The organism is Kribbella sp. NPDC051770 (genome assembly GCF_040681455.1).
GTDB lineage: Bacteria > Actinomycetota > Actinomycetes > Propionibacteriales > Kribbellaceae > Kribbella.
The window spans coordinates 976662-1002191 of the sequence record NZ_JBFAYT010000002.1 but is presented as its reverse complement, the minus strand read 5'-3'; the positions used below and the strand labels follow the sequence as shown (position 1 = coordinate 1002191).

Here is a 25530-nt window from a genome sequence, read left to right as displayed (position 1 = left end):
CAAAACCATCTGCTGAGCGCGCTTAATCGACGCACCCTGTATATGGTCGGTTCCAAACGGGCGTTGGAAGGGTGTGGAAAGTGCTGGAACCGCGGTGTCGGCGTACGCGATCGCGGCCGCGGCGGCTCGCGCGGCGCGCAGACTGGCGTTGCGGGCGCGCTGTGCGGCTGCCTCGACCTGGGATGCGTCGGCTCCCGCCTTCTTGGCCGCGGCAGCCGCCTCCCGCGCGGCAGTCTCGGCCGCGGTGGCGTTCGTCCCCGCCGAGCTCGCGGCACTGGCCGCCGCCCGGACCTGGTTCAATGCCTCGACAGCCCCCTGGATCGCCGCGCTCGCGGTGTTCGCGCCCTCGGCGGCGACCCGGGCGGCCCGCGCGGCGTCTCGCGCGGCGCCCGCGGCGTTCTTGTCCAGGCGGGCCGCTGCCGCGGCCTTCGATGCCTCGGCGGCCTTGTTCTGGGCGAGGGACGCTGCCAGCGCCACGCGGACCGCGGCCCGGGACGCCTCGCGCGCCGCCGCCGCGGCCGCGTTCGCTGCCCCGACTGCCTGTTGCGCGGCAGCAGCCGCTTGTTGGGCGGCGCGAGCCGCGTTGCCCGCCGCGATCTCGGCATCCCGCTGGTTACCGGCCGCAGCGTTCGCCGCGTCGCGGGCCGTGATCGCCGCCCGCCGGGCGGCATCTGCCTCGGCCACCGCGCGGTCGGCCTGTTCCTTGGCCGCCAGCGTCTCCGCTTTGGCCTCGGCGCCGGCTTCCTTGGCCGCCCTCAGCAAGTCGGTCAGGCTGTCTCGCTCGTGGTCCCGGGCCGCGGCCACACCCCAGTCCACGTCGATGAACCTGTTCAATGCCTGGACAGTTCCCGCGTCGAGCGCACGCTGCGCTCCCTGCTTCACCAAGGGGCCACCGGTGGCGTGGATCTGATTGACCCGCATCTCCAGATCCGCGTGGTGCGGGTCCTCCCAGCCGGACTCGAGGAACTGTCGCAGGACCTCGACGGAACCCGAATCGATCGCCCGGGTGGCGGCCGCCCGCAACTGCGGACCACCGGTCTGGACCATCTGGTTGATGCGGATCTCCTGATCCGCGTGCCACGGGTCGCGCCAGCCCGACTCGAGGAACGTGCGCAGGACCTCTGGGTCGTTCGCGTCCAGCGCCTGCGTCACCGCGGCCTTGGTCGACGGCCCGCCGTCGGCGTGCATCTGGTTCGCGAGGATGCTGCGGTCCGCGTCCTCCAGCTCGGCCCAACGCTCGTTCACGAAGGCGCAGACCGCGGCTTCGTCGCCGAGCAGAGCGGTTCGGGCCGCTGCCTTGACCTGAGGCCCGCCGGACTCCCACGCCGCGACGACCGCGGCTCGAACACACTCACGCGGTTCGGCCGTGGTGCTCGCCGCCGCGGGTTGCGTGGGCGACACCAGGTACGACGCGCTCAGCGCGCCGATCACCGCCGCCGCGATCGCCCTCCGCACCCGGTGGCTGCGCGGCCGCCACGCCCCGGCCCGCCGGCTCTCACCGGAGGCCTTCCTGCTCCACCGGGCCATCAGGGCACCCGGATCTGCAGCAGTGTGGTGGGCTCCGACTCGGGGTCAGCACCGATACCCACCGGGTTGTACGTGTCCGACTCGCCCTCGATCTCCACCACAGGGCCGGTCGGCGTGTCGATGCGGGCGACGAAGTCGTGGCCGGTGTTCGACTCGTACCCGTCGCCGCGGATCGAGTAGACGTTCGGAATCATCAGGTCGATGTGCCCGGTGTCCCCGAGAACGGTCAGGCACAGCGTGCGGCGTCCACCGGACTCGATCGTGTACATGACCCGCATGGAGCCGACGCCGGTCTCGTCGGGTTGGACCAGGCAGCCCTCGTCGAGAACGATGTGCCCGTCTCCCGAGATCAACTTGACTCCCAGCTGATCGAGAATCCGCGCGGCGCCCGGGTACGCGAACTCCTCCACCAGCGACTGCTCGCCCCGGGGCCGCAGCACCCACGCCGTACTCGGCAGCGCCGGGTCGAGCCGATCCATAACCCACGCGATGCCGGAGCCGGGGCGGTGGGTCAACAGGTTCTTGCGGCTGCCGGTGTGTTCGGCGTCGAAGGCGAGGATGCGGTCTGTGCTGCCGCGGAGGTCGTAGCCGCCGATACCGCCGGTTGTGAGTGGCACCTTGTCCTCGAAGGCCGCGCCTGGGCCCTTGGAGATGATCGAGTACTGGCCGGTCTCGCCGTAGCGGTAGGCCAGGATGTCGTCGGAGCGGCCGTCGTGGTCGTAGTCGTAGGCGATGGCGTCGGTGTTCTTCCCGAGGATCGGCCAGGAGGTGCTGTGGGCCTTGGTGAAGGTGTTGCCGGTGCCGCGGGTGTAGATCGTCAGCGTCGACGCTCCGACGCGCTGGACGAACAGGTCGTCGGCCTTGCCGGTGTGGTCGTAGTCGAAGGCCACGAGGCGGTCGGCGGCGGTCAGCGTGTAGCCGGGCAGGGCGCCTGAGGTGATCGGCAGCTTGTCGGTGAAAGCGGCGCCGGTGCCCTTCGTGATCACCGAGACCTGGTTGGAGCCGACCCGGTAGGCCATCAGGTCGTCGGACTTGCCGTCGCGGTCGTAGTCGTAGGCCAGGAGCCGGGCGTCGGCGCTCAGGATCGACCAGGGAGTGGAGTACGCCGTACTGAACGACGACCCCTGGCCGTGCGTGATCACCGTCAGCTGCGCGCCGCCCGGCCGGTAGACGGCCAGCTCGTCGAGCTGGCCGTCGTGGTCGTAGTCGAACGGGACGATCCGGTCCGCGGTGTTGGTCAGCGCGGTTCCGCCGATGCCGGTCGTGCTCACGAACACGGCCACGTACTTGTCGTCCGCGGGGTCCAGCGGGTTCTTGAAGTCCAGCTTCGAGATGATGACGATGTTGCTGCCGGGCCGGTACATCAGCAGGTGGTCCTCGCGGCCCGAGTGGTCGAAGTCGAACGCCACCACCTGGTCCTGGGCGACGTGGAAGTCGAACCCGCCGATTCCTCCTTGTTTCCCGGGAACCGTGGGGCTGGCCGCACTCAGGTACGTCGCGTGGAACCCGCTCCGGAATCCGGGAGTGTTGGTGCCGATCCAGTCCCGCAGCGCGTCCAGCCGGATCACCGTGGCACCGGTGCCCGCCGCGGAGGGTTCCTCCAGGCAGCCGTCGTGGGCCGAGCCGATCAGCAGGCCGACGACCTCCGGCTGCCCACCTGAGGCTCCCGCTCGGGTGACGGGCCCGCCGGCATCGCCCTGGCAGGCAGCCACCGGTGGCTCGTCCGCCGGGGTCGCCGGGTCCTCGTACCCGAGTACGCCGAACGTCGTGCTCGCGACGGTGCCGACCTCGACCTTGGCGGCCTCCACCTCGTTCGGCACCCAGGTGTCATCCGTACGGCCGTAGCCGCTGACCGCCAGGAGCTCGCCGGCCGACGGCGCCGTCGCGCTCACCGAGATCGGCGTACCGGTCGTCGCCACCAGCGCCAGCCGCAGCAGCGCGACGTCCTGGCTCGGATGGGGCACGATTCGGTCGACCGGCAGCACCTGTCCGGCCGCGGCCGTGAGGTTCGGACGCCCGACGGTCGCCGTCGTCGGACTGGCCGGACGGCCCGGTTTGACCACGCCCCCGGCGTCGGCGAAGCAGCTCGCGGCCGTCACCACCCACTGCCGGTCGACCAGCGCGCCCGTACAGGCCCGCGGGTGGTCGCCCCCGATGTCGATCTTGACCAGGAACCCGACCCAGCTCGGGTTCACCGGGCCACCACCTGAGATCGCCTGCGCCGGAACCACCGACGCCGCGGCGCCGATCACCCCCACCAGCAACGCGACCAGAACTCTCCGCACCATGCGTCCCCTCCGACGATCGTTCGCACCCCTGATTTGCGGACGAGTATGGGACGGCCGCCCGACCGGCCAGAAGGAGTTTCGGCCGGTGCCGAATGCCCGGCGGCGACGTCGATCTCGCCCTGATCGAAAGGGTGTCGCCGGGTGGGCTCGGCTAGAGTCGGGGTCACCATGCGTACCCGCCCAGTGACTTCGATCGCCGCCGTTGCCGGTCTGTTGGTGCTGACTGCTTGCGGTGGTGGGTCCAACGAGACGGCGCCGGACGTGCCGCCGCTGGTTTCGGTGAGTACGACGCCGACCGAGACGCCTTCGGAGACTCCCTCGGAGACGCCGGGCGTGCCGCCGACGGCGAAGGTCGCGGACACGTTGTGCGTGCGGATGGACCAGGCGCTGGTTCAGGCCACGCTGGCGGTACCGGTGGTGACGATCGAGCCGAAGGCGGTGCCGGCGGAGATCGGGCTGCCGAGCTACGACATCTGTCAGCTCGCGTTGAGTGCTGCCCCGAGCGGCCCGGCGCTGCGGCTGGGCGTGTCGGTGCTGACGGCGACGAAGTCGGACCTGGCCGCGGCGCAGGCGGCGTACGCGGCGACCAAGGGCGAGCCGGCGCGGCCGATCGCGGTCGGGCAGGGCGGGTTCGGGACGAGCAAGCTCGCGGTGTTCCTGCTCGGGAACCGGTTGTTCAAGGTCGAGGGACCGGCGGCGACGCCGACCAAGTACGTCGTACTGGCGCAGGAGGCCGCGCGGCAGGCGGCCGGGCTGCCGGAGACCGCGCTGCTGATCGCCCGCGAGGAGTGCGAGCGGGGGACGAAGGCGGCCGAGAAGGTGCTGGGGGCCACCGCGATGGCGCGCCGGGACAGCACGACGGCGGCGGGCGACATCGTCTGCGGCTGGATCAACCCGAGCGCCGCCGTCTACGCGACCGCCCGCCGGGTCCCGGACGCGGTGGCTGCGATGGCGTCGGTGCGCAAGGCACCGACCTCGCAGTCGGTGCCGCTCGGCGACGAGGGGTACGTCGACACCGCGACCGGGCGGGGCACGATCCGGGTCGGCACGGACAAGATCGCCGACCTGGTGCCGGTCCCCGGGAACAAGGTGAAGACCGACGACATGGTGGCCTTCGCGCTGGCGATCTCGCCGCTCTACACGCGCTGACGGTGGACCTGGAGCTGCGACCCGGTCGCAGCGTGGGTTACCGTGTGGCCGTCGTGGTGTTCGGGAAGCCGGTGCGGTACCGGCGCGGCCCTCGCCACTGTGATCGGGATTGTCCGTCGCGCGTTCACCTGGTGTGAGACCACTGGCCCGGAGGGGCTGGGAAGGTCAGCGCGGCGGATGCGGTCGTCCCGTCAGCCAGGAGACCGGCCACGACGCGTCCCGTCCACGAGGTGTTGGAGGAACGGTCGCCATGGCCGTCGTACCCAAGGCAGTGCTTGCTGCCGTTTTCCTGTCCCTGGTCGCCGGCTGCGGAAGCGCCGGCGCGAGCGAAGGTCCGAGCGCGAGCGCGACGACCGTCAAGAACTGCGGGCTCGACGTCACCGTCGACGGCCCGCCGCAGCGGATCTTCGCGGCGTACCAGCCGGCCATCGAGCTGGCGCACGCGCTGGGCGTCTCCGACCGGCTGGTCGGGACCGCGTTCCTGGACTCCGAACCGCTGCCCGAGTACGCCGCGGCACAGAAGGATCGCAAGTACTACAAGAACATGCCGAGCCGCGAGGAGCTGCTCAGCCTGAACCCGGACTTCGTGCTGTCCGGCTTCAACGACATCTTCAACGCCGCCGGGAGCGACGGCAGCTTCGGCAGCCGTAAGTCGCTGTCCGACCTCGGCGTCCAGACCTGGATCTTCAGCCCGCTCTGCCCGACCGCCGACGGCAAGGGCGACGAGGCGATCGACCCGTCGACGGTCTCGATGACCAACGTGTACGCCGATCTGCACGACCTGGGCAAGCTGTTCGGCGCGAGCGACAAGGCCGAGCAGGTGATCGCCGACCAGCAGAGGCGGATCGCCGCGGTCGAGAGCGCGGTGAAGGACGCCGACCGGCCTACGGTCGCGATCGTGCGGCCCGGGCTCGAAGGCGGCGGGATGACGGTCTCCGGCGGGCCGGACTTCGGCACGGTGCTGATCAAGCAGGCCGGTGGGGTGAACGCGTTCGCCAGGCTGACCGCGAAGCGGAACGTGAAGATCAGCGTCGAGGAGTTCATCAAGGCCGACCCGGACTACGTGCTGATCAGCGCCTGCTGCGACGCGACGCTGACCGAGGCGCAGGGGCAGCCGGATGTCGACAAGCTGATGAAGAATCCCGCGTTCGCGAATCTGAAGGCGGTGAAGAACAAGCGGGTGATCCCGTGGCTGTTCGCGCATCATTCCGCTGGGGTGCGTGGGGCGAACTCGACGGAGCTGATCGCGAAGATCATCCATCCTGACCTGGTGAAGTGATCCTCCGTGGTGGGTTGACGAAGGCCGGTGGGCTCGCCATCGCCTTCGTCGTACTGCTGGGTGCTGTTCTGCTCTCTCTGCTCGCCGGCACCCAGTGGTTCGGGCCGCGGGACGTCTATCTCGCGGCCGCCGACTTCACCGGCTCGGACACCGATCGGGTCATCCGGTACCTCCGGCTGCCCCGTACGGCGACCGGCCTGATGGCGGGAGCGGCACTCGGGATGGCCGGCGCCCTGATGCAGGGCGTCACGCGCAACGCGCTCGCCGACCCCGGGATCCTCGGCGTGAACGCAGGCGCCGCGGTCGCGGTCGTCGGGGCGATCGGGGTCTTCGGCGTGACGAGCCTGACCGGGTACGTGTGGTTCGCGATGGGCGGCGCGCTGGTGGCGACCGTCGTGGTCTACGTCGTCGGCACGCTCGGTCGCGGTGGGGCGACGCCGGTCAAGCTCGCGCTGGCCGGTGCCGCGTTGTCCGCGATGCTCGGGTCCGTCACCTCGGCGGCAACGCTGCTCGATCTCTCGACGCTGAACGAGTTCCGCTTCTGGGTGGTCGGTTCGCTCACGATGGCGACCGGCCCGATCGTCGGGCAGGCGCTGCCATTCATTGCCGTCGGCATCGTTCTGTCGCTGGTGCTGGGGCGGTCGCTCAACCAGCTCGCGCTGGGGGAGGAGCTGGCGACGACGCTCGGCACGCGGGTCGCTGTGGTGCGCATCCTCGCCGGTCTGGCGATCATGCTCCTGGCCGGTACGGCGACCGCGATGGCCGGCCCGATCGGGTTCGTCGGGCTCGCCGTACCGCACGTCGCGCGAGCTCTCGTCGGCGCGGACTACCGCTGGATCCTGCCGTACTCGCTCGTCCTCGCCCCGACGCTGCTGCTGCTCGCCGACGTGCTCGGCCGCTTGGTCGTCCGCCCCGACGAACTCCAGGTCGGCATCATCACCGCCCTGGTCGGAGCGCCGCTCTTCATCGCCCTCGTACGCCGCCAACGCCTGGCGGAGCTGTGAAGCGCACGGCGGCGTACCGGGTGGGGCCGGTCTCCGGCCGGATCGACCTCGGCAGCGTGCTCGTCACCATCGCCGGGCTGCTCACTGCCGTTGCCGTCGGCGCCTACTCGCTGACGATCGGCGACTACGAGATCCCGCTCGCCCAGGTCCTCAACACCCTGGCCGGCAACGGTTCCCTGATCCTCACCGACATCGTCGTCGACAACCGCCTCCCGCGCGTCCTGGTCGGTCTCGGCGTCGGGTTCGCGTTCGCCGTGTCCGGCGCGATCTTCCAGCGCCTGGCCCGCAACCCGCTGGTCAGCCCCGACCTGATCGGGATCAACGCCGGAGCCGCCCTCGCGGCCGTCGTGGTGATCACGATCATCGGCGCGAGCCCGTTCTGGCTGCCGGCCGGCGCCCTCGGCGGGTCGTTGCTGACGGCAATCACCATCTACCTGTTCGCCTTCAAGCGCGGCGTCGCCGGCTATCGGCTGGTGCTGGTCGGGATCGGCGTCACCGCGATCATCGGCTCGCTCACGGCGTACCTGTTGACGCTGGCCGACATCTACACCGCGAAGAGCGCGCTGATGTGGCTGTCCGGCAGCCTCGCCGGGCGGTCCTGGGCGGAGGTGTGGATGATCGGGCTCACGCTGCTCGTCCTGCTCCCCGCCGCGGTGATCGCCTCCCGGCAGCTCCGCCTCCTGGAGCTCGGCGACGACCTCGCCCGGACGCTCGCCGGCCGGGTCGAACTCGCCCGCGGTCTGCTGATCGCGATCGGCGTCGCCCTCGCCGCCCTGGCGACCGCGGCCGCCGGGCCGATCGGTTTCGTCGCACTGGTCGCGCCGCAGATCACCCGCCGCCTGCTCGCCGAACGCGCCGCCGGTCTGCTCGCCTCCGGTGCGGTCGGCGCGTTGCTGGTCGTCGCGGCCGACCTCGTCGCGCGCCAGCTGTTCGCCCCCGTCCCACTGCCCGTCGGCGTCGTCACGGCGTTCCTCGGCGCACCGTACCTGCTGCTGCTGATGGCCCGAGCCAACCGCGTCGGCCGAGGAGGATGACCATGCTGCGTTCGGAGAACCTCACCCTCGCGTACGACGGGACGCCGGTCGTGCACGACCTCTCGGTCGAGATCCCGCCCGGGAAGATCACCGTGATCGTCGGCGCCAACGCCTGCGGCAAGTCGACGCTGCTGCGCGGGCTCGCCCGGTTGCTGGTGCCGCGGGGCGGCGCGGTCTACCTCGACGACGTCGACGTACGCCGCGTTCCCGGCGGCGAGCTCGCCACGAAGCTCGGCCTGCTCCCGCAGCAACCGGTCGCCCCCGAGGGCATCACCGTCGCCGACCTGGTCGGCCGCGGGCGGCACCCGCACCAGCGCTGGTTCCGCCAGTGGACGCCGGAGGACGAACAGGTCGTCACCGAGGCGCTGGCCGCCACCGGCACCGCGGATCTCGCGAACCGTTGCCTCGACCAACTGTCCGGTGGCCAGCGGCAACGGGTCTGGATCGCGCTGGCCCTCGCCCAGGACGCCCACACGATGCTCCTCGACGAGCCGACGACGTTCCTCGATCTCGCCCACCAGCTGGAGATCCTCGACCTCGTCCAGGACCTGAACCACCAGCACCACAAGACGATCGTCCTCGTCCTGCACGACCTCAACCTGGCCAGCCGCTACGCCGACCACCTGATCGCACTGAAGTCCGGCCGGATCGTCGCAACGGGCCCGCCTGCTGAGGTGATCACCTCGGAGACCGTCGAGGAGGTCTTCGGCCTGTCCTGCGAGGTCATCCCGGACCCACTGACCGGCACGCCGCTGGTCCTGCCTCGCCCTCGCCGGCCAGTCGCGCAAGCCACCTGACGGGAGGAGGGGGAGTCAGCTGCCGGCGACGAGGCTGCCCAGGATCTCCACCGCTTCTGTCAGCGCCGTCGGGGTGCGGGCCGCGTAGCCGAGGACCAGGCCGGGTGGGTGTTCGGTCTGGGTGTGCCAGCTCAGCGGGTGGGTCTTCACGCCCTCGGCGAGTGCTCTCGTGGCCAGGTTCACATCGTCCAGGGCGCCGTCCGGGAAGGTGATCGTGAGGTGCAGCCCGGCGGCGGCGCCGTGGACGGTCGCCGTGGGGAGGTGGTTGCTGATGGCATCGATCATGGTGTCGCGGCGGCGCCGGTGCCGGCGGCGGGCGTATCGGAGCTGGCGTTCGAGGTCACCTGAGTCCATCAGGTGCGCCAGCACGAGCTGGGGGAGCGCCGCGTTGCCGAGGTCGGCGAGGCGCTTCGCGGCGATCAGGCGGTCCCGGTATGCCGGGGGCGGGACCATCCAGCCGATCCGGAGCGCCGGGGCGAGGAGTTTGGAGACGCTGCCGGCGTAGATCACGTGATCGGCGAGCATCGCGCGCAGCGCGGGGACGGGCGGACGGTCGTAGCGGTGCTCGGCGTCGTAGTCGTCCTCGACGATCAGGCCGCCGGTCTCGGTCGCCCACTGGATCAGTTCGCGGCGGCGCTCGCCGTCCAGCACGACGCCGGTCGGGAACTGGTGCGCGGGAGTCAGCAGTACGGCGCGGGCGCCGCTGCTGTGGAGTTCGTCGACCCGTACGCCGTCGGCATCGACGGGAATGGGCGGAGTGCGCAGCCCGAGGCTCTCCAGGTGCTGGCGGGAGCCGAGCGATCCGGGGTCCTCGACGGCGAGCGTGTCGATGCCGTCGGCGTGGAGGAGCTGGGTGATCAGGCTGAGCGCTTGGGCGACGCCCGCGACGATGATCACCTCGCTGGGGTCGACCTGGACGCCGCGGTAGCGGGCCAGCCAGCGCGCTACTGCCAGCCGCAGCTCGGGAGTCCCCGCTGGGTCGCCGTAGCCGAAGGACGACGCGGACAGGCGGTCGAGGACGGCGCGCTCGGCCTTCAACCACGCGGCGCGGGGAAAGGCGGTCAGATCAGGCACGCCTGGCGTGAGATCGATTCGAGCCGGCGCTGCGCGCAGCAGGTCGAAGACGTCGACACCAGGCTCTTCTACAACCAAAGGAGGAACGGTCACCGAAGAAACTGAGGTGTTCGTTGTGAACGGCGCCGCGACGACCGTCGTACCTGCTCTGCCGCGAGCTTTGGTGTGCCCGTCCTCGGTCAGCCGCTGGTACGCCTCCGTGACCACACCCCGCGACACCTGCAGCTCACCCGCCAGCACCCGCGTCGGCGGCAGCCGCGTACCGACCGGTAACCGCCCGTCCGCGATCGCACCGCGCAGCTGATCAGCCAGCCACGTCGACAACCCGCCCGCGGGCACGTCCGCCGTACTGAGCTGGAGGAAGTCGGACCCCGCGGCAGTTATGGACCTGCCAATCTCGCCCGGATTGGATCTACTCACCGGACCATTGTCGCCGCACCGTGGAGTCATGGGAACCGACTACGTCCACGGCTACACCGACTCCGAGACCCGCCGCCTCGGCGACCAGGCGGGCACGCTCGCCGACCTCCTGCACGGCGGTACGCAGTACGCGCCCGGCAGCCGCGTCCTCGAGGTCGGCTGCGGCGTCGGCGCGCAGACCGTCCAGCTGCTCACCCGCAGCCCCGGCATCGACCTGACCGCGATCGACATCTCCGAAGCCTCGCTCGCCCAGGCCAAACAACGCGTCGCCACCACAGCGCCGTACGCCGAAGTGCGCTGGCGCCACGGCGACCTGCACGACCTCCCGGCGGGCGAGTACGACCACCTGTTCGTCTGCTTCGTCCTCGAACACCTTCCGGACCCGGTCGAAGCCCTCCGCACCCTGCGCGGCCAGCTTCGCCCCGGCGGCACGATCACGGTCGTCGAAGGTGACCACGGCACGGCCGTCTACCACCCGCGCAGCGCCGCCGCGCAGGCCGTCATCGAGTGCCTCAACCGCAGCCAGGCCGACGCCGGCGGCGACGCGCTGATCGGCCGACGTGTGCAGCCGCTGCTCGCCGACGCGGGCTTCCTGGACGTCCGCACCGAGCCGCGGACCGTGTACGCCGACCAGACGCTGCCGCACCTCGTCGACGGTTTCACCCGCCGCACGTTCATCGCGATGGTCGGCTCGGTCCGCGACCGCTCGATCGCCGCCGGGCTCAGTACGCCGGACGCCTGGGCGCGCGGCATCCGCGACCTGGAACGCACCGCCGAGCCCGGCGGGACGTTCCACTACACGTTCTTCAAGGGGGTCGGGGTGCGATGATCGCGCTGCTCGTCCTGGTCGCGATGGTGCTCGCCGGGCTGGAGCTGAATCGCCGCCGGCAGGCTGACCCCGGTGGGTTCGACTCGTCTGGCGACAGGCGGTCCGGCGTCCCTGATCGAGATCGTGCTCGCCTGCTGGACGATCTCCGCGCAGCCGCCGCGAGGGCTTGCGCGGACTGGTAAAACTTGGGGATGACGCCGACCGAGCAGCTCGAGATCGAGACCAAGTACGACGTCGACGAGCACGCCATCCTGCCGGCGCTGCACGAGCTGCCCGGGGTGGACCGGGTCGAGCAACCGGTCGAGCTCGCGCTCGAGGCGGTCTACTTCGACACCGCCGAGCTGCACCTCGCCCGCAACAAGGTGACCTTGCGCCGGCGTACCGGTGGCGAGGACGACGGCTGGCACATCAAGCTCCCGGCCGCCCGCGGCCGGATGGAGATCCAGCACCCGCTCGGTCGCGCGGTCCGCAAGGTCCCGATCCAGGTCGTCCGGGCGGTTCGCGTGCACGTCCGCGACCACGAGCTGCTCCCGGTGGTGACGCTGGCGACGCGCCGGATCGTGCACCGTCTGGTCGACGCCGAGGGCGAGGTGCTCGCCGAGGTCGCCGACGACCACGTGACCGCGACCATTCACGCGCCCTCGGCCGCCGCTGCTCCCGCGGCCGCCGCCACCCCCGATGGTGCTGCAGCGGCGGACGCTTCCGACGCAGCGGGCGGGGTCTCGTCGGTGAGCTGGCGCGAGTGGGAGGTCGAGCTCGTCAACGGGCCGCCCGAGCTGCTCGAGGCCGCCGAGCCGGTACTGCGGGAGGCCGGCGCCAAGCCGGCGTCCGGGCCGAGCAAGCTGGCTCGCGCGCTGGGCGACCGGGTGCCGAAGCAGGAGACCTGGGAGCTGCCGGCCAAGCCGACGACCGCGGACCTGTTCCGCGCGTACGCCTCGGCCCAGGTCGAGGCGATTCACCTGCGCGACCCGGAGGTCCGGCGCGACCTGCCGGACTCGGTGCACAAGATGCGGGTGGCGACCCGCAGGCTGCGGTCGGCGCTGGCGACGTACCGGCCGGTGGTGGATCGCGAGGTCGGCGACGCGATCCGCGACGAGCTGAAGTGGTTCGCCGGTGAGCTCGGCGGCGCGCGGGACGCGGAGGTGCTGCGCGAGCACTTCCTGGTCGCCGTGTCGGAGCAGCCGCAGGAGCTGGTGATGGGCCGCGTCGCGGGGTACATCGACGACCACCTGCGCGGCGTCTACAAGCAGGCCCGCCTGCAGGCGCTGGAGGCGCTGGAGAGCGAGCGGTACTTCCGGCTGCTCGACACCCTCGACCAGCTGGTCGCCGCGCCGCCGCTGCTGGACGCGGAGACGAAGGCGAAGAAGCAGGCGCCGAGCCTGCTGAAGAGCGACCTGAAGCGGATGAGCAAGTGCGTCAAACGCGCCGAGAAGGCCGAGACGCTCGCCGAGCAGGACCACGAGCTGCACGAGACCCGCAAGGCCTCCAAGCGACTCCGGTACGCCGCCGAGTCGGCGGTGCCGGTGCTCGGTCAGGCGGCGACGGACCTGGCGACTCGTGCCGAGCAGGTGCAGGAGGTCCTCGGCGACCACCAGGACAGCGTCGTCGCGCGAGACCTCCTGCGTCAGCTCGCGGTGCAGCAGCACCTGGATGGCGGGAATCCGTTCACGCTTGGCCGGCTGCACGCCGCGGAGGAGTACCGCGGTGCGCGCTCGCGCGAGGCGTTCCTGGAGCTGTGGCCGACGATCGACTTCAGCTGAGGTCGATCAGCTCATCCACGGCGGAGTGCCGCGGTCAGCGTCCTCTCCAGGGACGCTGACCTTGGCGTGCCCGTACCCACTGACGATCGCCGTGAAGTCGCCCGTCGCCGTCACCTGACGCTCGACCCCCTCGGGCACCACCACCGCCGTACCCTCCAGCAACTCCCGCTCCACCCCACCGACGCTGATCGTCGCCCGCCCGCTCAGCCCGGTCCACACCTGCTCACTGTCGACGACATGCACCGGCCCCTGCGCAGTCGCCTTCATCTCCACCCGCCACACACTCAGCCGCGCACTCCCCAGCGTCGGCGACGCGTACGTCGTCATCACAGCGTTCGGCGTCTCGGTCACTCGCATCCGCACTCCTCCATCTTCGTCAACCTGGTTGTCCAAAACAGTACACCGGGTTGTCGATCTGGAACAATGCCTTTCATGGACCGCCACGGCTACGAACTCCCCCTCCAACTCGCCGCAGCCTTCCGCCGCATCATCGACGAGCTCCACCACCGCCTCGCCGCCGAAGGGCACCCGAACCTGCGCCCGGCGTACGGCTTCGCCCTCCAGGCGGTAGGCAACGACGGCTGCACGGTCTCCGACCTCGGCCGCCGCCTGGGCGTCTCCAAACAGGCCGCCACCAAAACCGCCACCAAACTCGCCGACCTGAACTACGTCACCCGAACCCCGTCCCCCACCGACGCCCGAGCCGTCCTCCTCACCCTCACCCCCCACGGCCACAACGCCCTCACCCGCTCCGCCCAGATCTTCGAAACCCTCCATGCGGAATGGAAGACAGCCCTGGGCCCCACCCGCCTGGCCGCCCTCGAAGACGCCCTCCCCAAACTCACCCCCAGCAGCCGCCCCACCCCGCTGTCCGACCTCCCCGGCTGGTTCCACTAGCCAACGGCTTCCCGAATCGCTGCCCAAGGCAACGAGCGCGACTCGGCGCGCGGCTCGACCAGCGGCCAGACGTCCTCGCCGTACACGAGCTGTACGCCGGCCCGCCGCAACGCGGCGAGATGCCCTTCCCAGGCGGGATGTCGAGCATGCCCCGCGTTCACCCGCGGGAAAACCCACCGTCGGCACCGACCCGAGGCCCTCGGACAACGTGCTCAAGGCCTGGCTGTCTCCGATGCCCACCGCCAGCTTCGCGACGCTGCTCGCCGAGGCCGGTGCCAGCACGTGCTGATCCGCGCGTGGGTGCGGCCGAGGCTCGCCCGGCAGACGAGGCGCCGAGCGGACGGGCAGACCGGTGATTGCCTCCAGCAAGGAGATCTCGCCGAGCGGCGCCAGCCAGCTCGCGGCGGTGGGAGTGAGGGTGACCGCCACGGTGTGCCCGGCGGCGACCCACGGCTCGACAAGTTCCGCGCGGACGTGCTCCAGACCTCCGGCGGCGCTGCAGAACAAGGCGATCGTGCGAGGCGTCGTCATCCCCCGAGTATCCCGGCATGCAGCGAGGGGCCCAGCTGGGTGCTGGGCCCCTCGGGGCGGGTGGGGCTGTCAGGCAGGTTCGCGACGGGTCAGCAGGACCTGCCTGACAGGGTTGGCGGGCGAGGGCGCCGGGCTGTCACCCGTGATGGGACCGGCGCCCTCGCGGTCAGTGGTGGACGGCTTTCTCGGCGCCGGCGCCGGTCAGGGAGCGGACCTCCATCTCGGCGAAGCGGTCGACGTCGGTGGCTTCCTTGCTGGTCAGGGTGCCGACGATGCCGAGCACGAAGGCCAGCGGGATCGACACGATGCCGGGGTTGTCCAGCGGGAACCAGTGGAAGTCGATGCCGGTGTCGGTGATCATCGACAGGCTGGCGCCGGTCTTGGCGTCGACCTTGCCGGAGACGACCGGGCTGAAGACGATCAGGATGATCGCCGAGCCGAGACCGCCGTAGATGCTCCACAGGGCGCCGCGGGTGTTGAACCGCCGCCAGAACAGCGAGTACAGGATCGTCGGCAGGTTCGCCGACGCGGCGATGGCGAAGGCCAGCGCGACCAGGAACGCGATGTTCTGGCCGTTGGCGAAGATGCCGCCGACGATCGCGACCGCGCCGATCACCAGCACGGTGATCCGGGCGATCCGTACTTCGCCGTCGCCGCTGACCTGGCCCTTCTTGATCACCTGGCCGTAGATGTCGTGCGCGAACGACGCGCTGGCGGTGATCGTCAGCCCCGCCACCACGGCGAGGATCGTCGCGAACGCGACCGCCGAGATCACGCCCAGCAGGATCTCCCCACCCAGTTCGTACGCCAGCAGCGGCGCGGCCGAGTTCGCCTTGCCGGGTGCGGCCCGGATCGCGTCCGGCCCGACCAGCGCGGCAGCGCCGTACCCGAGGACCAGGGTGAACAGGTAGAAGATGCCGATGATCCAGATCGCCCAGCTGACGCTGCGGCGCGCCTCACGCGAGTTCGGCACCGTGTAGAAGCGCATCAGCACGTGCGGCAGGCCCGCCGTACCGAGCACCAGGGCCAGGCCGAGCGAGATGAAGTCGAGCTTGCTGATCCCCGTTGCGCCGTACTGCAGGCCGGGGTTGAGCAGTTTCTCCCCGGCGGCAGGGCTGTTCTCGACAGCGGCGCCCAGCAGGCCGGACAGGTTGAAGGTGTACTTCGCGAGCACCCACAGCGTCATGATCCCGGCGCCGATCACCAGCAGCACGGCCTTGACGATCTGCACCCAGGTGGTGCCCTTCATGCCACCGACGAGCACGTAGGTGATCATGATCGCGCCGACCACGGCGATGACGATGTTCTGGCCGGCCTTGCCGTCGATGCCGAGCAGCAGCGCGACCAGGCCGCCCGCGCCGGCCATCTGGGCGAGCAGGTAGAAGAAGCAGACGCCGAGGGTCGAGATGGCCGCGGCCATCCGGACCGGGCGCTGCTTGAGCCGGAACGACAGTACGTCGGCCATGGTGAAGCGCCCGGTGTTGCGGAGCAGCTCGGCGACCAGCAGCAGCGCGACCAGCCAGGCGACCAGGAAGCCGATCGAGTACAGGAAGCCGTCGTACCCGTTCAGCGCGATCGCTCCGGCGATCCCGAGGAACGACGCGGCGGACAGGTAGTCGCCCGCGATCGCGACGCCGTTCTGCGGGCCGGTGAAGGAGCGGCCGCCGGCGTAGAAGTCGGCCGCGCTCTTGTTGTTGCGCGAGGCCTTGATCACGATCGCCAGGGTGGCCACCACGAACAGCGCGAAGATCGCGATGTTCACCTTCGGGTCGCCAACGGTTGCCATCGGCAACATCAACGGTGCGGTCACGAGTGGTCTCCCTCGATCTGGTCGCGCAGGTGCTTGGCGTCGGGGTCGAACTTCCGGTCGGCCCAGCGGACGTAGAGCAGCGTGATCGCGAACGTGGAGACGAACTGGCCCAGCCCGAACAGCAGCCCGACGGTGATGTTCCCGCCGACCTTCTGGGACATGAAGTCGTGCGCGTAGTCGGCGAGCAGGACGTAGAGGAAGTACCAGGCCAGGAACAGGCCGGTCATCGGGAACACGAAACGCCGGAACCGGCGACGCAGCTCGGAGAAGTCCGGTGACAGCTGGACGTCTCGGTACGTCGTGAGCTCCGGATCGCCCGCACGACGCGTTTCACTCATCGCGGGACCTCCAGACGTGATCGGGCCGGGCGGAGTCCGGCGTACGGGTTGCTGCTCCGTACTGTGGTCCAGCTCACCCGCCCGAGACAGCACCGCGAGGCGTCGAGCGCTCAGCGGCGCACACCTCTCGACCGGCGGGGAACGGCAGTGCGACGAGCGGTCGCATCCGTACGACGAACGGCGCGGGTCAGCCGCCGGTGAAGCCGCGGTCGACGTCGACGGCTTCGGGGGTGTGCAGGCGGACCATGCTGCGCGCCGTGCCGGCCGGGATGCGGGTCGGGGTGAGGCGAGAGACGACGACCACCGTGGCGAAGGCGAGCGGCATCGTCCAGGCGGCGGGCTGGGCGATCAGGGCGCCGAGCCAGCCGCCTTGCGGCGGTCCGATCACGTTCACCAGGACGGCGGAGATCGCGGCGATGCCGCCGACCAGCAGCCCGGCCGCGGCGCCGACGGTCGACATGCGGCGCCACCAGATGCCGAGCACGAGCAGCGGGCAGAACGTCGAGGCGGCGACGGCGAAGGCCAGGCCGACGGTGTCGGCGAGGCTGAGGGAGCCGGTGAAGTTCCAGGCCAGGTAGGGGACGGCGATTGCCAGAACGGCGGCGATGCGGAAGCTGTTGACGGCCAGGTAGTCGCCGCCGGTCAAGCGGTGCAGGCGGTTGCGGAGCAGGTCCTGGTCGATCACGCCGGCGATCGCGACGGTCAGGCCGGACGACGTGGACAGGAAGGCAGCAAAGGCGCCTGCGGCAACCAACGCGCCGAGCAGGTCGCCGACCGTGCCGGGGAAGATCCGACCGGGTAGCTCGAGGACGACGGTGTCCGCGGCGGTCGCGACCAGGTCGGGGGCGAAGGTTCGCCCGAGTACGGCGTACACGGGCGGGAAGAGGTAGAACGCACCGAGCAGCGCGAGCACCACGACCGTCGTACGGCGCGCCGCCCGTCCGTCCGGGTTGGTGTAGAAGCGGACCAGCACGTGCGGAAGGCCCATCGTCCCGAAACAAAGGGCCAGGAGCAACGAGTACGTCGCGTACAGCGGATGGTCGCGGCCGCCGGCGCGCGACAGCGGCTCGGCCCACTCCGACCCGGCGCCCTGCAGCGAGTCGAGGACGCCGACCGGGTGGTCCATCGAGCGCCAGGCGATCAGGATCACGAACACCGGCGCGGCCAGCGCGGTCAGCTTCAGCCAGTACTGGAAGGCCTGCACGAACGTGATCGAGCGCATCCCACCGGCCGCGACGTTGATCACCACGATGATCGCGACCAGCGCGGCCCCGACCGCGGGCGGTGCGCCGGTCACGGTCTGGACCGTCAGCCCGGCGCCGCGCAGCTGCGGGAGCAGGTAGAGGGTGCCGATCCCGGCCACCAGGAACGAGCAGATCCGGCGTACGACGGCCGACTCGAAGCGGGTCTCGGCGAAGTCGGGCAGCGTGTAGGCGCCGGAGCGGCGCAGCGGGGCGGCGATCAGGACGAGCAGCATCAGGTACCCGACGGTGTAGCCGACGGAGAACCAGAGCATGTCCGCGCCGTTGACCACGACCAGACCGGCGACGCCGAGGAAAGATGCCGCCGACAAGTACTCGCCGCTGATCGCGGAGGCGTTCCAGCGCGGGGTGACCGCGCGGCTGGCGACGTAGAAGTCGCTGGTCGTTCGGGAGATCCGCAGGCCGAACAGCCCGATCCCGATCGTCGCCACGATCACCAGGGCGATCGCGGTCAGACTCATCGCCGGTGACATCTACTGCCGCCCGACGAACTCGGTGAACTCGGCCTCGATCCGTTCGGCGTTGCGGACGTAGATCCGGGCGGCGACGTAGACGACCGGGTAGACGACGACGCCGAGCAGCAGCCAGGGCAGCGGGATGCCGAAGACGCCGAGGGTGCGGGTCGCGGGGACGAGGAAGAACAGCAGCGGGAGGCTGCCGAGGACGACCGCCGTCCCGGCGATCACCAGCAGGGCGAGCCGCAGCTGCGACTGGATGAGCGATTGCATGTAGACCTCGCCGACGCGGGTCTGTTCGTCGATCTCCCGCGTCCCGGTGTGTCCGGTCGTCCGCCGGGCAGCGCTCGCGCGCGGACTGGTCACGCGCACCCGCCGGGGCGCGACCTCGGCGGAGCCGCGGCGCGGTCCGTCCGGGGACTCGTCCGGCGTGTTCATCTCACCCGCGCAGCGACGTCGAGCGGACCAGCAGGTCGCGGAGCTCCCGGGTGTGCCGCCGGCTCACCGGCAGCCAGTCGTCACCGACCCGTACGGCGCACCGCCCGCCGTCGACGCGCATCTCGTCGACGTGCGCCAGCGCGACCAGTGTGCTGCGGTGGATCCGCGTGAACCCGGCGTCGCGCCAGCGCTCCTCGAGCGTGCTCAGCGGGACCCGGACGAGATGCGAGTTCTGCCCGGTGTGCAGCCGCGCGTAGTCGCCCTGCGCCTCGACGTACCGGACCGTGGAGCGCTGCACGAAGCGGGTGACCCCGGCGAGCTCGACCGGGATCGTCTCGTCGTCGGTCTCCTCCGGCGACTGCACGACCGTCGGTGCGCCGGCGCTGACCACCCGCCGGATCGCCTCGGCCAGCCGCTCGGCCCGGACCGGCTTCATCACGTAGTCGGTGGCGTCCAGGTCGAAGGCGTCCACGGCGTGCTCGTCGTACGCCGTGACGAAGACGATCCGCGGCGGCTTGGCGAACTTCGACAGGACGCGGGCCAGGTCGATCCCGTCCAGGCCCGGCATCTTGATGTCGCAGAACACCACGTCGATGTCGGCACCCTGCAGCAGTTTGAGGGCCTCGGGCCCGTTCGACGCGGTGCGGATCGGCCCGATCCGCTCGTCGCGCTGCAGCAGGTAGACCAGCTCGGCCAGCGCCGGCTCCTCGTCGTCGGCGACCAGCGCACGCAGGGGAGTGTCGGCCATAGCCACACACTAAGCGGACGCGTGCACTCCTGAGGAGTATTTGGGCACCCGGAAGCTGACCTTGGTCCCGGCGTCGACGGCGGTCTCGACGACCAGGCCGTAGGCGTCGCCGTACACCTGCCGCAGCCGGGCGTCGACGTTGCCGAGACCGATCGAGTCGCTGCCGGACTGGCCGGACAGGGCGGCCCGGATCACCTCGGGCTCGCTGCCGGAGCCGTCGTCCTCGACGCTGATCTCCGCCTCCGAGCCGCGGTCCATCGCCCGGATGGTGATCTGCCCGACCCCGGTCGTGCCCTCCAGGCCGTGCCGGACGGCGTTCTCGACCAGCGGCTGCACGACCAGGAACGGGATCGCCACCGACAGCACCTCGGGCGCGATCAGCAGCGACACCGTGAGCCGCTCACCGAAGCGGGCCTGCTCCAGGACGAGGTACCGCTCGACGTTGCGCAGCTCGTCCGACAGCGTCGTGAACTCGCCACCGCGGCGCAGCGCGTACCGCGAGAAGTCCGCGAACTCGAGCAGCAGCTCGCGCGCCCGCTCCGGGTCGGTCCGCACGAACGACGCGATCGCCGCCAGCGCGTTGTAGATGAAGTGCGGGCTGATCTGCGCCCGCAGCGCCCGCAGCTCGGCCTCCATCGCCCGCGTCCGCTCCTTGTTGAGCTCGGCCAGCTCGACCTGGCCCGACACCCAGCGCGCGACCTCCTCGGTCGCCCGCACCAGCGCGGCCGACGACCGCGGGCTGTACGCGACCAGTACGGCGACCACCCGGTCCTCGGTGACGATCGGCGCGACCACCGCCGTCCGCAGCGGGCACTGCGGGTCCGAGCACGCCACGTCGTGCGCCCCCAGGACGGCGGTCCGCCCGCTGCGCAGGGTCATCGCCGCGATCGCCTTCGCGTCGACCCGATGGTTGCTCTCGTATGGCCCGCCGACCCCGTCCCAGGCCAGTACGCCGGAGGAGTCGCAGATCGCGATCGCCGCTGTCCCGAGCAGGTCGCGCAGGTGCTTGCTGGCCCGCCCGGCCGCGACCGGCGTCAGCCCCTCGCGCAGGTGCGGCGAGGCCAGCGAGGCGGTATGCAGCGTCGCATACGTCGCCTTGTCAGCCGGAGTCCCGAAATGCTTCCGCCGCCGCGCGAACATGTCCTGACGGTAGCCGGTCAGTCCTTCGCGCGGGGTGAGAACGCGGCCAGGGCCTCGGTGTCGGAGTAGTTGGTGCGCAGGTACTCGTCGGCCCAGGCCGCTGCGTCGGGGTAGCTGGACTCGGCCGTCACGCGGTCGGCCAGAGCGGCCAGGTCGAGGGTGGTGCGGCGCAGCTGGACGTCAGGGCCGGTCAGCAGCGCCCAGCTCGGCAGCGGTGCGCCGTACGGCATGCCGACGCTGCCGGCGTTCACCACGAGCCGCCGGTCGACCTGCCGGGCGAACGGCATGTGGGTGTGGCCGCAGACGACCGTGCGGACCTCCTCCGGTACGCCGCTGAGGACCGAGGCCCAGCGGGTCAGCGGGCTGTCGACCAGCACCATCTCCTCGTCGTCCCGGGGAGTCGCGTGGCAGAACAAGGCATCGCCGATCGTCACACTGGTCGGCAGCGTGGCCAGCAGCTCAACCTGGTCGGGTCGGAGCTGTGCAGCGGCCCACGGGCTCACCTGGTCCGGCGGGTCGAGCTGCTCACCGCCTGCCATCGCCACCAGCTCCCGGTCGGCGTTGCCGCGCACCCAGACCGCCCGAGATCCCAACGACAGCAGGAGATCCAGCGTCTCCACCGGCTGCGGCCCGGACGCCAGGTCACCAGCCAGCACGACGGCGTCGGCGCTGAGCACGTCCGGCTCGGCCAGCACGGCCTCCAGCGCGGGGAGCACCCCGTGGATGTCAGCAAGCACCGCGATGCGTTCCATGCCGACCAGTCTGGCCCCGCAGTACGCCGTACAGCCGCAACTCTGCTGACGGCAGACTAGTTGCCCAGCCCGATCCGGATCGGGCCCAGCGGGATCGCGTTCTCGCAACCGCCGTTGACGATGTTGCAGCGCAGCACACCGCGCGGCATCGACTCGCGGTCGTCGATCAGCAGCAGCACGTGCTGGTCGTCCTCGGCGACGCTGCTGACGAAGAACGCTCCGGTCCACTGGCGCAGCAGCGTCCCGTCCCTGGCGTCGAGCGCGGTTGCGGACGCCGCTGCCCAGCCGTCGTCGTACGGCGGTGTGGCGATCGCGGTCCGGCCGTCGGGGGTGAAGCTCTGGACCTCGAATTCGCAGGTCCGCCACAGGCTGCGGCCGGTGGCCAGCTCGTTCACGGTCGAGCAGGCGCGGTGCTCGCCGGGCGCCGTCCGCAGCGCGACCAGCTTGCCGTCGCGGCTGATCGCGGTCGCCGAGCCGGGCGTCGGGACCACCTTGGCGGTGGGCTCCCCGGGCTTCCAGGCGTACAGCTTCCAGCTCACCGCTTCGTCGGTCGGGCTGGCCCGGTAGTACACGAGCCCGTTGACGTAGGCGAGCACCCGGACGCTCCACAGATCGCGGACGACGAGCTTGTCGACCTTGCCACTGGAGTCCTCGGAGTAGACCGTCGAGCCGGCCGCGTTCAGCTCGTCCTTGCCCCGCGGCTGGGTCGAGTAAGCGACCGCCGACTGGTCGTCGGTCCCCCGGACGGTGATCACGTCCGGCACCTGCTCCCGGGTGCCGTCGATCTTCAGCTTCAGCAGCACGCTGGTGCTCTGGTCCGTCGACATCACCGCGAACGCCTCTTCACCCATCCGGGTGAACTCCAGCACCGACGCGCTCCCCGGGACCCGCACCGGCCCGCCCGCGCCACCACGGATCTCGCGCCCGACGCTGTACGGCACCTGCGGTTCGCGGGCCGCCTTCAGCTGCGCCAACGGCACCTTGATCTTCACCGGCCCGCTGTACGTCGGCTCGGCGGTCGGACCGGTCGACGCCGATCCGGTTCGAACCGCCAATGGCGAAGCCGTCCCGGGATCGTCCTCGGTGTCCGGGCCTTGCCGGGTCGCGACCACGCCGCCGATCGCGACGGCGGCCACGGCAACGGTCGTGACGAGCACGACCAGTCGCGTGTTGCCGCCGCCGGGCATCAGCTACCGAGCCCGAACTGGTCGCCGGGGGTGATCGGCGTGGCCCGCTCGCACTCGCCGGTGGTGATGGCGCAGCGGATGATCGCGCCCTTGGTGTCGGGCCCGTCGTCGACCTCCATCAGCAGGTGCTGGTCGTCCTCGGCGCGGACGTGGCGGAAGGACAGGCCGGTCCACTCGCGCAGCAAGTTGCCATTCCTGCCGTCCAGCAACCACGAGCTCTGCGGTGCGTAGCCGTCTCCGTACGCCGGCGTGGCGATCACGGCCGACTTGTCCGGGGTGAACCCCGCCACCATGTACTCGCAAGTGCGCCAGAGCTTCTTTCCGGTGGCGAGCTCGGTGACGTTCGAACAGCTGCCCGCGCCGCCGATGGTCTCGGCCCAGGCCACCAGTTCACCGTCGGAGGACACCGCGGTCGGCGAGGTGATGCCCTTCACGGCCGTGGCCGAGGACCGGCCGGGCACCCAGCTGTAGAGCTTGGGCACACCGGACTCCGTCGGGGTGGCCGCATAGAACACCTTGCCACCGGCGACGGCGATCACCTGGATGTTCCAGGACTCCGGCAAGGTGAGTTTGTCGCGCTGGTAACTGCCGGCCTCGGCGTACACCGTGCTGCCGGCGAGCTGTTCGCCGGTCGACTTCTGCTTCTGGCTGGCGAACGCCGCGTAACTCCCGTCGATCGCGCCGACCAGGCTCGTCACGTCGGAGACCTCGCTGCTCTCGCCGCTGTTGCTGGTGCGAACCAGGACCAGGTCGGGCTCCCTGGCCTCCAGCACGTACGTCGTCTCCTGGGACTGGGCCGCCGCGATGATCCGGTCCTTGCCGGGCGCCGTGAAGGCCTGGTCGGCACCTCCACTGATCTTGCGGCCCAGTGAGTGGATCAACTGCGGAGCGCGGCCTTCCGACAGTTTGGCCAGGCTGATCGCGATCGTCTTGGGTCCGGTGACCCCCGGCTTGCTCACGCTCGGCTTCGTCGGTGTCGCGCTCGGTGTCTTCGTCGGCGTCCCCGAAGGCTTCGGCGTCGGGGTCGGAGTGGTCGGTTGTCCACCAAGTGGACTCGCTCCGGCGGTGCTCGTCTGCGGGCCCTGCCGGTACGCGAACACCCCACCACCGGCCACCGCGGCGACCGCGACGGCTGCGACCACGACGGTCAGCCGGGCGTTCAGCTGCCTCATGAGCAGGCTCCTTCACAAACAGTCGTGGATCTCAGCAGTGTGCTGCATCTCGCACCGGACGGCCGGGCGGGGCGGCCGACCGGGGTGGTCGATCCCCGGTGTGACGTCACAACTGAGTGTTTTGTTCGCTCCGGCGACGCGGTCGCAGGAGGGATCGAGCATAATGCGGGCATGGACCAGCCACCCCGGATCGGCCGGTACTCCCTGGTCCGCCGGGTGGGTGCCGGTGGTTTCGCCACGGTCTGGCTGGCCCGGGACGAGCAGCTGGACGCCGAGGTCGCGGTCAAGATCCTGTCCGACAACTGGATCGACGAGGACGACGTCCGGCGCCGTTTTCTGGCCGAGGGCCGGTTCCTGCGCCGGGTCGACTCCCCGCACGTGGTCGGTGTGCACGACGTCGGCGAGACCGACGACGGCCGCCCGTACCTGGTCCTGACCTACGCCGACGGCGGTTCGCTGGCCGACCGGATCAAGGCCGGCCCGCTGCCGGTCGCCGGCGTGGTCGACGTGGTGACGCAGGTCGGCAGCGGCCTCAAGCAGCTGCACGCGCGGGGTGTTCTGCACCGCGACGTGAAGCCCGCGAACGTGCTGTTCCGCAGCGACCCGTCCGGCGACCGCGCGATGCTCGGCGACCTCGGTCTGGGCAAGTCGCTGGAGACCGTGTCCCAGTTGACGATGCCGGGCGGTACGCCGGCCTACGTCGCGCCGGAGCAGGTGATGGGCGACCGGCTCGACCACCGCGCCGACCTGTACTCGCTGGGCGCGGTCGCGTACGCCGCCTTCACCGGCCAGGCGCCGCACGGGGTGATCAGCCTCGGCGCGGTGATGCGGATCGACGCGCCGCCGCCGTCGATGAGCACGCTGCGCGAGGACGTCCCGGACGCGATCGACGCCGTCGTACGGCGGGCGCTGGAGCCCGACCGCGAGAAGCGCTGGCCCGATCTGGACAGCTTCCTGAACGCGCTGGACGAGGCGCACCGGACCGGCAGGATCCCGGCCGGGCTCGTCCCGGCCGACGAGCTGCCGGTCCCGGCGGGACCGGGTGGTCTCGACCAGGAGACCCAGCTGGCGGCGGCCCCGGCCGACGCGAAGACCGAGGGCGGCCCGGACGCCGAGGCGACGGTCGCGACCCCGGCCGCGCCACGCAGGAACCGGCGGGCGGGCTGGATCGCTGCCCTGCTGGCGATCGTGCTGGCCGGAGGCGGCGGGTACGCGGGCTACGAGCTGGTGATGAGCCGGCCGGTCGACGTCGCGGAGAACCCGGTGTCGGTCGAGGTACCGCGCAGCTGGGACGAGAAGTCGGCGCAGAAGAGCCCGCTGGCGTTGCTGGTCAGCGAGAACACAGCAAACTGGCAGACCGACCCGAACACCGAAGGCGTGTTCATCGGGGTGCTCGCCCAGAACGCGCTGCCGACGACCGGTACGCCGCCCAGCGGGTGCAAGCAGACCGGCTCGGACACACCGACCGCCGAGCAGCCGCGGGTGACGTTCCGCTACGCGTGCGACTCCGGCGCCGACGTCTACGAGCAGTACCGCAAGCTCCCCGGCGACAACCAGCTGCTGCGGATCCAGGTCCGTGGGGACGACCCGCAGCAGCTGACCGACGTACTGAACTCCGTGACCTACAACGGTTCCTAGT

The 25530-nt window shown here is 70.9% G+C and carries 23 protein-coding genes, 1 pseudogene and 1 riboswitch; of the genes and pseudogenes, 10 read left to right on the top strand and 14 right to left on the bottom strand.

What is annotated here, in order from left to right; translation table 11 throughout:
- Together AB0M01_RS11420 and AB0M01_RS11415 are read right to left on the bottom strand one after the other, a co-directional pair.
- Positions 1–1527: ALF repeat-containing protein (locus tag AB0M01_RS11420; protein WP_363668085.1), on the bottom strand; the 1527-nt coding region annotated here is incomplete at its 3' end.
- Positions 1527–3815, bottom strand: coding sequence for a trypsin-like serine protease (locus tag AB0M01_RS11415; protein ID WP_363668083.1), 2289 nt, complete (start codon positions 3813–3815; stop codon positions 1527–1529). The genes AB0M01_RS11415 and AB0M01_RS11420, both read right to left, overlap by 1 nt.
- Positions 3816–3983: 168 nt before the next feature.
- Between AB0M01_RS11415 and AB0M01_RS11410 the strand changes: the two genes are divergently transcribed.
- From AB0M01_RS11410 to AB0M01_RS11390, 5 genes are all read left to right on the top strand, one after another.
- Complete coding sequence (locus tag AB0M01_RS11410; protein WP_363668081.1) at positions 3984–4964, top strand: hypothetical protein; 981 nt, start codon at positions 3984–3986, stop codon at positions 4962–4964.
- Positions 4965–5001: 37 nt separating this feature from the next.
- Positions 5002–5191, top strand: a riboswitch (cobalamin riboswitch).
- Positions 5192–5214: 23 nt separating this feature from the next.
- Positions 5215–6243, top strand: a complete 1029-nt coding sequence (locus AB0M01_RS11405; RefSeq protein ID WP_363668079.1) for an ABC transporter substrate-binding protein — start codon at positions 5215–5217, stop codon at positions 6241–6243.
- Positions 6240–7247, top strand: a complete 1008-nt coding sequence (locus AB0M01_RS11400; RefSeq protein ID WP_363668077.1) for an iron chelate uptake ABC transporter family permease subunit — start codon at positions 6240–6242, stop codon at positions 7245–7247. The genes AB0M01_RS11405 and AB0M01_RS11400 overlap by 4 nt, the downstream gene beginning before the upstream one ends.
- Positions 7244–8281, top strand: a complete 1038-nt coding sequence (locus tag AB0M01_RS11395) for an iron chelate uptake ABC transporter family permease subunit (RefSeq protein WP_363668075.1) — start codon at positions 7244–7246, stop codon at positions 8279–8281. Before AB0M01_RS11400 ends, AB0M01_RS11395 begins: the two co-directional genes overlap by 4 nt.
- A gap of 2 nt (positions 8282–8283) precedes the next feature.
- Positions 8284–9078: an ABC transporter ATP-binding protein gene (locus AB0M01_RS11390; protein ID WP_363668073.1), complete on the top strand. Its 795-nt coding sequence runs from the start codon at positions 8284–8286 to the stop codon at positions 9076–9078.
- Between the two features lie 15 nt (positions 9079–9093).
- Here AB0M01_RS11390 and AB0M01_RS11385 read toward each other — a convergent pair whose 3' ends face one another.
- Entirely contained in the window at positions 9094–10572 is a 1479-nt protein-coding gene (locus tag AB0M01_RS11385) for a PLP-dependent aminotransferase family protein (RefSeq protein WP_363668071.1), read from the bottom strand.
- 28 nt (positions 10573–10600) lie between these two features.
- Between AB0M01_RS11385 and AB0M01_RS11380 the strand changes: the two genes are divergently transcribed.
- From AB0M01_RS11380 to AB0M01_RS11370, 3 genes are read left to right on the top strand one after another with little or no spacing between them, the layout of a single operon-like run.
- The gene (locus AB0M01_RS11380) at positions 10601–11401 is read left to right on the top strand and encodes a methyltransferase (protein ID WP_363668069.1); all 801 of its coding nucleotides are present in this window, start codon (positions 10601–10603) and stop codon (positions 11399–11401) included.
- Positions 11398–11583: a hypothetical protein gene (locus AB0M01_RS11375; protein ID WP_363668067.1), complete on the top strand. Its 186-nt coding sequence runs from the start codon at positions 11398–11400 to the stop codon at positions 11581–11583. The genes AB0M01_RS11380 and AB0M01_RS11375 overlap by 4 nt, the downstream gene beginning before the upstream one ends.
- A 9-nt stretch (positions 11584–11592) precedes the next feature.
- Positions 11593–13161, top strand: a complete 1569-nt coding sequence (locus AB0M01_RS11370; RefSeq protein ID WP_363668065.1) for a CYTH and CHAD domain-containing protein — start codon at positions 11593–11595, stop codon at positions 13159–13161.
- A 6-nt stretch (positions 13162–13167) separates the two neighbouring features.
- On the opposite strand, the gene AB0M01_RS11365 is transcribed toward AB0M01_RS11370, so the two are convergent.
- Positions 13168–13518 (bottom strand): cupin domain-containing protein, encoded by a 351-nt coding sequence (locus AB0M01_RS11365; protein WP_363668110.1) that lies wholly within the window; start codon positions 13516–13518, stop codon positions 13168–13170.
- A 75-nt stretch (positions 13519–13593) separates the two neighbouring features.
- Here AB0M01_RS11365 and AB0M01_RS11360 point away from each other — a divergent pair, with 75 nt between their 5' ends.
- On the top strand, positions 13594–14058 hold the full coding sequence (locus AB0M01_RS11360) for a MarR family transcriptional regulator (RefSeq protein ID WP_363668063.1): 465 nt from the start codon (positions 13594–13596) through the stop codon (positions 14056–14058).
- Positions 14059–14334: 276 nt separating this feature from the next.
- Here AB0M01_RS11360 and AB0M01_RS11355 read toward each other — a convergent pair.
- From AB0M01_RS11355 to AB0M01_RS11310, 10 genes and pseudogenes are all read right to left on the bottom strand, one after another.
- Positions 14335–14589: pseudogene (locus AB0M01_RS11355) on the bottom strand (flavoprotein); the annotation flags it as partial.
- A gap of 166 nt (positions 14590–14755) precedes the next feature.
- Entirely contained in the window at positions 14756–16375 is a 1620-nt protein-coding gene (locus AB0M01_RS11350; RefSeq protein WP_363668106.1) for a cation acetate symporter, read from the bottom strand.
- A gap of 20 nt (positions 16376–16395) precedes the next feature.
- Entirely contained in the window at positions 16396–16737 is a 342-nt protein-coding gene (locus AB0M01_RS11345; RefSeq protein ID WP_363668061.1) for a DUF485 domain-containing protein, read from the bottom strand.
- Positions 16738–16924: 187 nt separating this feature from the next.
- Entirely contained in the window at positions 16925–18460 is a 1536-nt protein-coding gene (locus AB0M01_RS11340; protein ID WP_363668059.1) for a cation acetate symporter, read from the bottom strand.
- Positions 18461–18472: 12 nt separating this feature from the next.
- Complete coding sequence (locus AB0M01_RS11335; RefSeq protein WP_363668057.1) at positions 18473–18892, bottom strand: hypothetical protein; 420 nt, start codon at positions 18890–18892, stop codon at positions 18473–18475.
- A gap of 1 nt (position 18893) precedes the next feature.
- Positions 18894–19640 carry a LytTR family DNA-binding domain-containing protein gene (locus AB0M01_RS11330; RefSeq protein ID WP_363668055.1) on the bottom strand — a complete coding sequence of 249 codons (747 nt, stop codon included), beginning with the start codon at positions 19638–19640 and terminating at the stop codon, positions 18894–18896.
- Between the two features lie 9 nt (positions 19641–19649).
- Positions 19650–20780, bottom strand: coding sequence for a histidine kinase (locus AB0M01_RS11325; RefSeq protein ID WP_363668053.1), 1131 nt, complete (start codon positions 20778–20780; stop codon positions 19650–19652).
- Between the two features lie 17 nt (positions 20781–20797).
- Entirely contained in the window at positions 20798–21532 is a 735-nt protein-coding gene (locus AB0M01_RS11320) for a metallophosphoesterase family protein (protein ID WP_363668051.1), read from the bottom strand.
- A 56-nt stretch (positions 21533–21588) separates the two neighbouring features.
- Positions 21589–22689 (bottom strand): hypothetical protein, encoded by a 1101-nt coding sequence (locus AB0M01_RS11315; RefSeq protein WP_363668049.1) that lies wholly within the window; start codon positions 22687–22689, stop codon positions 21589–21591.
- 29 nt (positions 22690–22718) lie between these two features.
- Positions 22719–23891, bottom strand: a complete 1173-nt coding sequence (locus AB0M01_RS11310; RefSeq protein ID WP_363668047.1) for a hypothetical protein — start codon at positions 23889–23891, stop codon at positions 22719–22721.
- Positions 23892–24062: 171 nt separating this feature from the next.
- Between AB0M01_RS11310 and AB0M01_RS11305 the strand changes: the two genes are divergently transcribed.
- Positions 24063–25529 carry a serine/threonine-protein kinase gene (locus tag AB0M01_RS11305; protein ID WP_363668045.1) on the top strand — a complete coding sequence of 489 codons (1467 nt, stop codon included), beginning with the start codon at positions 24063–24065 and terminating at the stop codon, positions 25527–25529.
- Position 25530 lies beyond the last annotated feature (1 nt).

What these genes read in the sequence shown, in the direction of transcription:
- AB0M01_RS11415 (WP_363668083.1), bottom strand. Translation starts at nt 3,815, where the DNA reads ATGGTGCGGAGAGTTCTGGTCGCGTTGCTGGTGGGGGTGATCGGCGCC.
- AB0M01_RS11410 (WP_363668081.1), top strand. Translation starts at nt 3,984, where the DNA reads ATGCGTACCCGCCCAGTGACTTCGATCGCCGCCGTTGCCGGTCTGTTG.
- AB0M01_RS11405 (WP_363668079.1), top strand. Translation starts at nt 5,215, where the DNA reads ATGGCCGTCGTACCCAAGGCAGTGCTTGCTGCCGTTTTCCTGTCCCTG.
- AB0M01_RS11390 (WP_363668073.1), top strand. Translation starts at nt 8,284, where the DNA reads ATGCTGCGTTCGGAGAACCTCACCCTCGCGTACGACGGGACGCCGGTC.
- AB0M01_RS11380 (WP_363668069.1), top strand. Translation starts at nt 10,601, where the DNA reads ATGGGAACCGACTACGTCCACGGCTACACCGACTCCGAGACCCGCCGC.
- AB0M01_RS11375 (WP_363668067.1), top strand. Translation starts at nt 11,398, where the DNA reads ATGATCGCGCTGCTCGTCCTGGTCGCGATGGTGCTCGCCGGGCTGGAG.
- AB0M01_RS11370 (WP_363668065.1), top strand. Translation starts at nt 11,593, where the DNA reads ATGACGCCGACCGAGCAGCTCGAGATCGAGACCAAGTACGACGTCGAC.
- AB0M01_RS11365 (WP_363668110.1), bottom strand. Translation starts at nt 13,518, where the DNA reads ATGCGAGTGACCGAGACGCCGAACGCTGTGATGACGACGTACGCGTCG.
- AB0M01_RS11360 (WP_363668063.1), top strand. Translation starts at nt 13,594, where the DNA reads ATGGACCGCCACGGCTACGAACTCCCCCTCCAACTCGCCGCAGCCTTC.
- AB0M01_RS11350 (WP_363668106.1), bottom strand. Translation starts at nt 16,375, where the DNA reads ATGGCAACCGTTGGCGACCCGAAGGTGAACATCGCGATCTTCGCGCTG.
- AB0M01_RS11345 (WP_363668061.1), bottom strand. Translation starts at nt 16,737, where the DNA reads ATGAGTGAAACGCGTCGTGCGGGCGATCCGGAGCTCACGACGTACCGA.
- AB0M01_RS11340 (WP_363668059.1), bottom strand. Translation starts at nt 18,460, where the DNA reads ATGAGTCTGACCGCGATCGCCCTGGTGATCGTGGCGACGATCGGGATC.
- AB0M01_RS11335 (WP_363668057.1), bottom strand. Translation starts at nt 18,892, where the DNA reads ATGAACACGCCGGACGAGTCCCCGGACGGACCGCGCCGCGGCTCCGCC.
- AB0M01_RS11330 (WP_363668055.1), bottom strand. Translation starts at nt 19,640, where the DNA reads ATGGCCGACACTCCCCTGCGTGCGCTGGTCGCCGACGACGAGGAGCCG.
- AB0M01_RS11325 (WP_363668053.1), bottom strand. Translation starts at nt 20,780, where the DNA reads ATGTTCGCGCGGCGGCGGAAGCATTTCGGGACTCCGGCTGACAAGGCG.
- AB0M01_RS11320 (WP_363668051.1), bottom strand. Translation starts at nt 21,532, where the DNA reads ATGGAACGCATCGCGGTGCTTGCTGACATCCACGGGGTGCTCCCCGCG.
- AB0M01_RS11310 (WP_363668047.1), bottom strand. Translation starts at nt 23,891, where the DNA reads ATGAGGCAGCTGAACGCCCGGCTGACCGTCGTGGTCGCAGCCGTCGCG.
- AB0M01_RS11305 (WP_363668045.1), top strand. Translation starts at nt 24,063, where the DNA reads ATGGACCAGCCACCCCGGATCGGCCGGTACTCCCTGGTCCGCCGGGTG.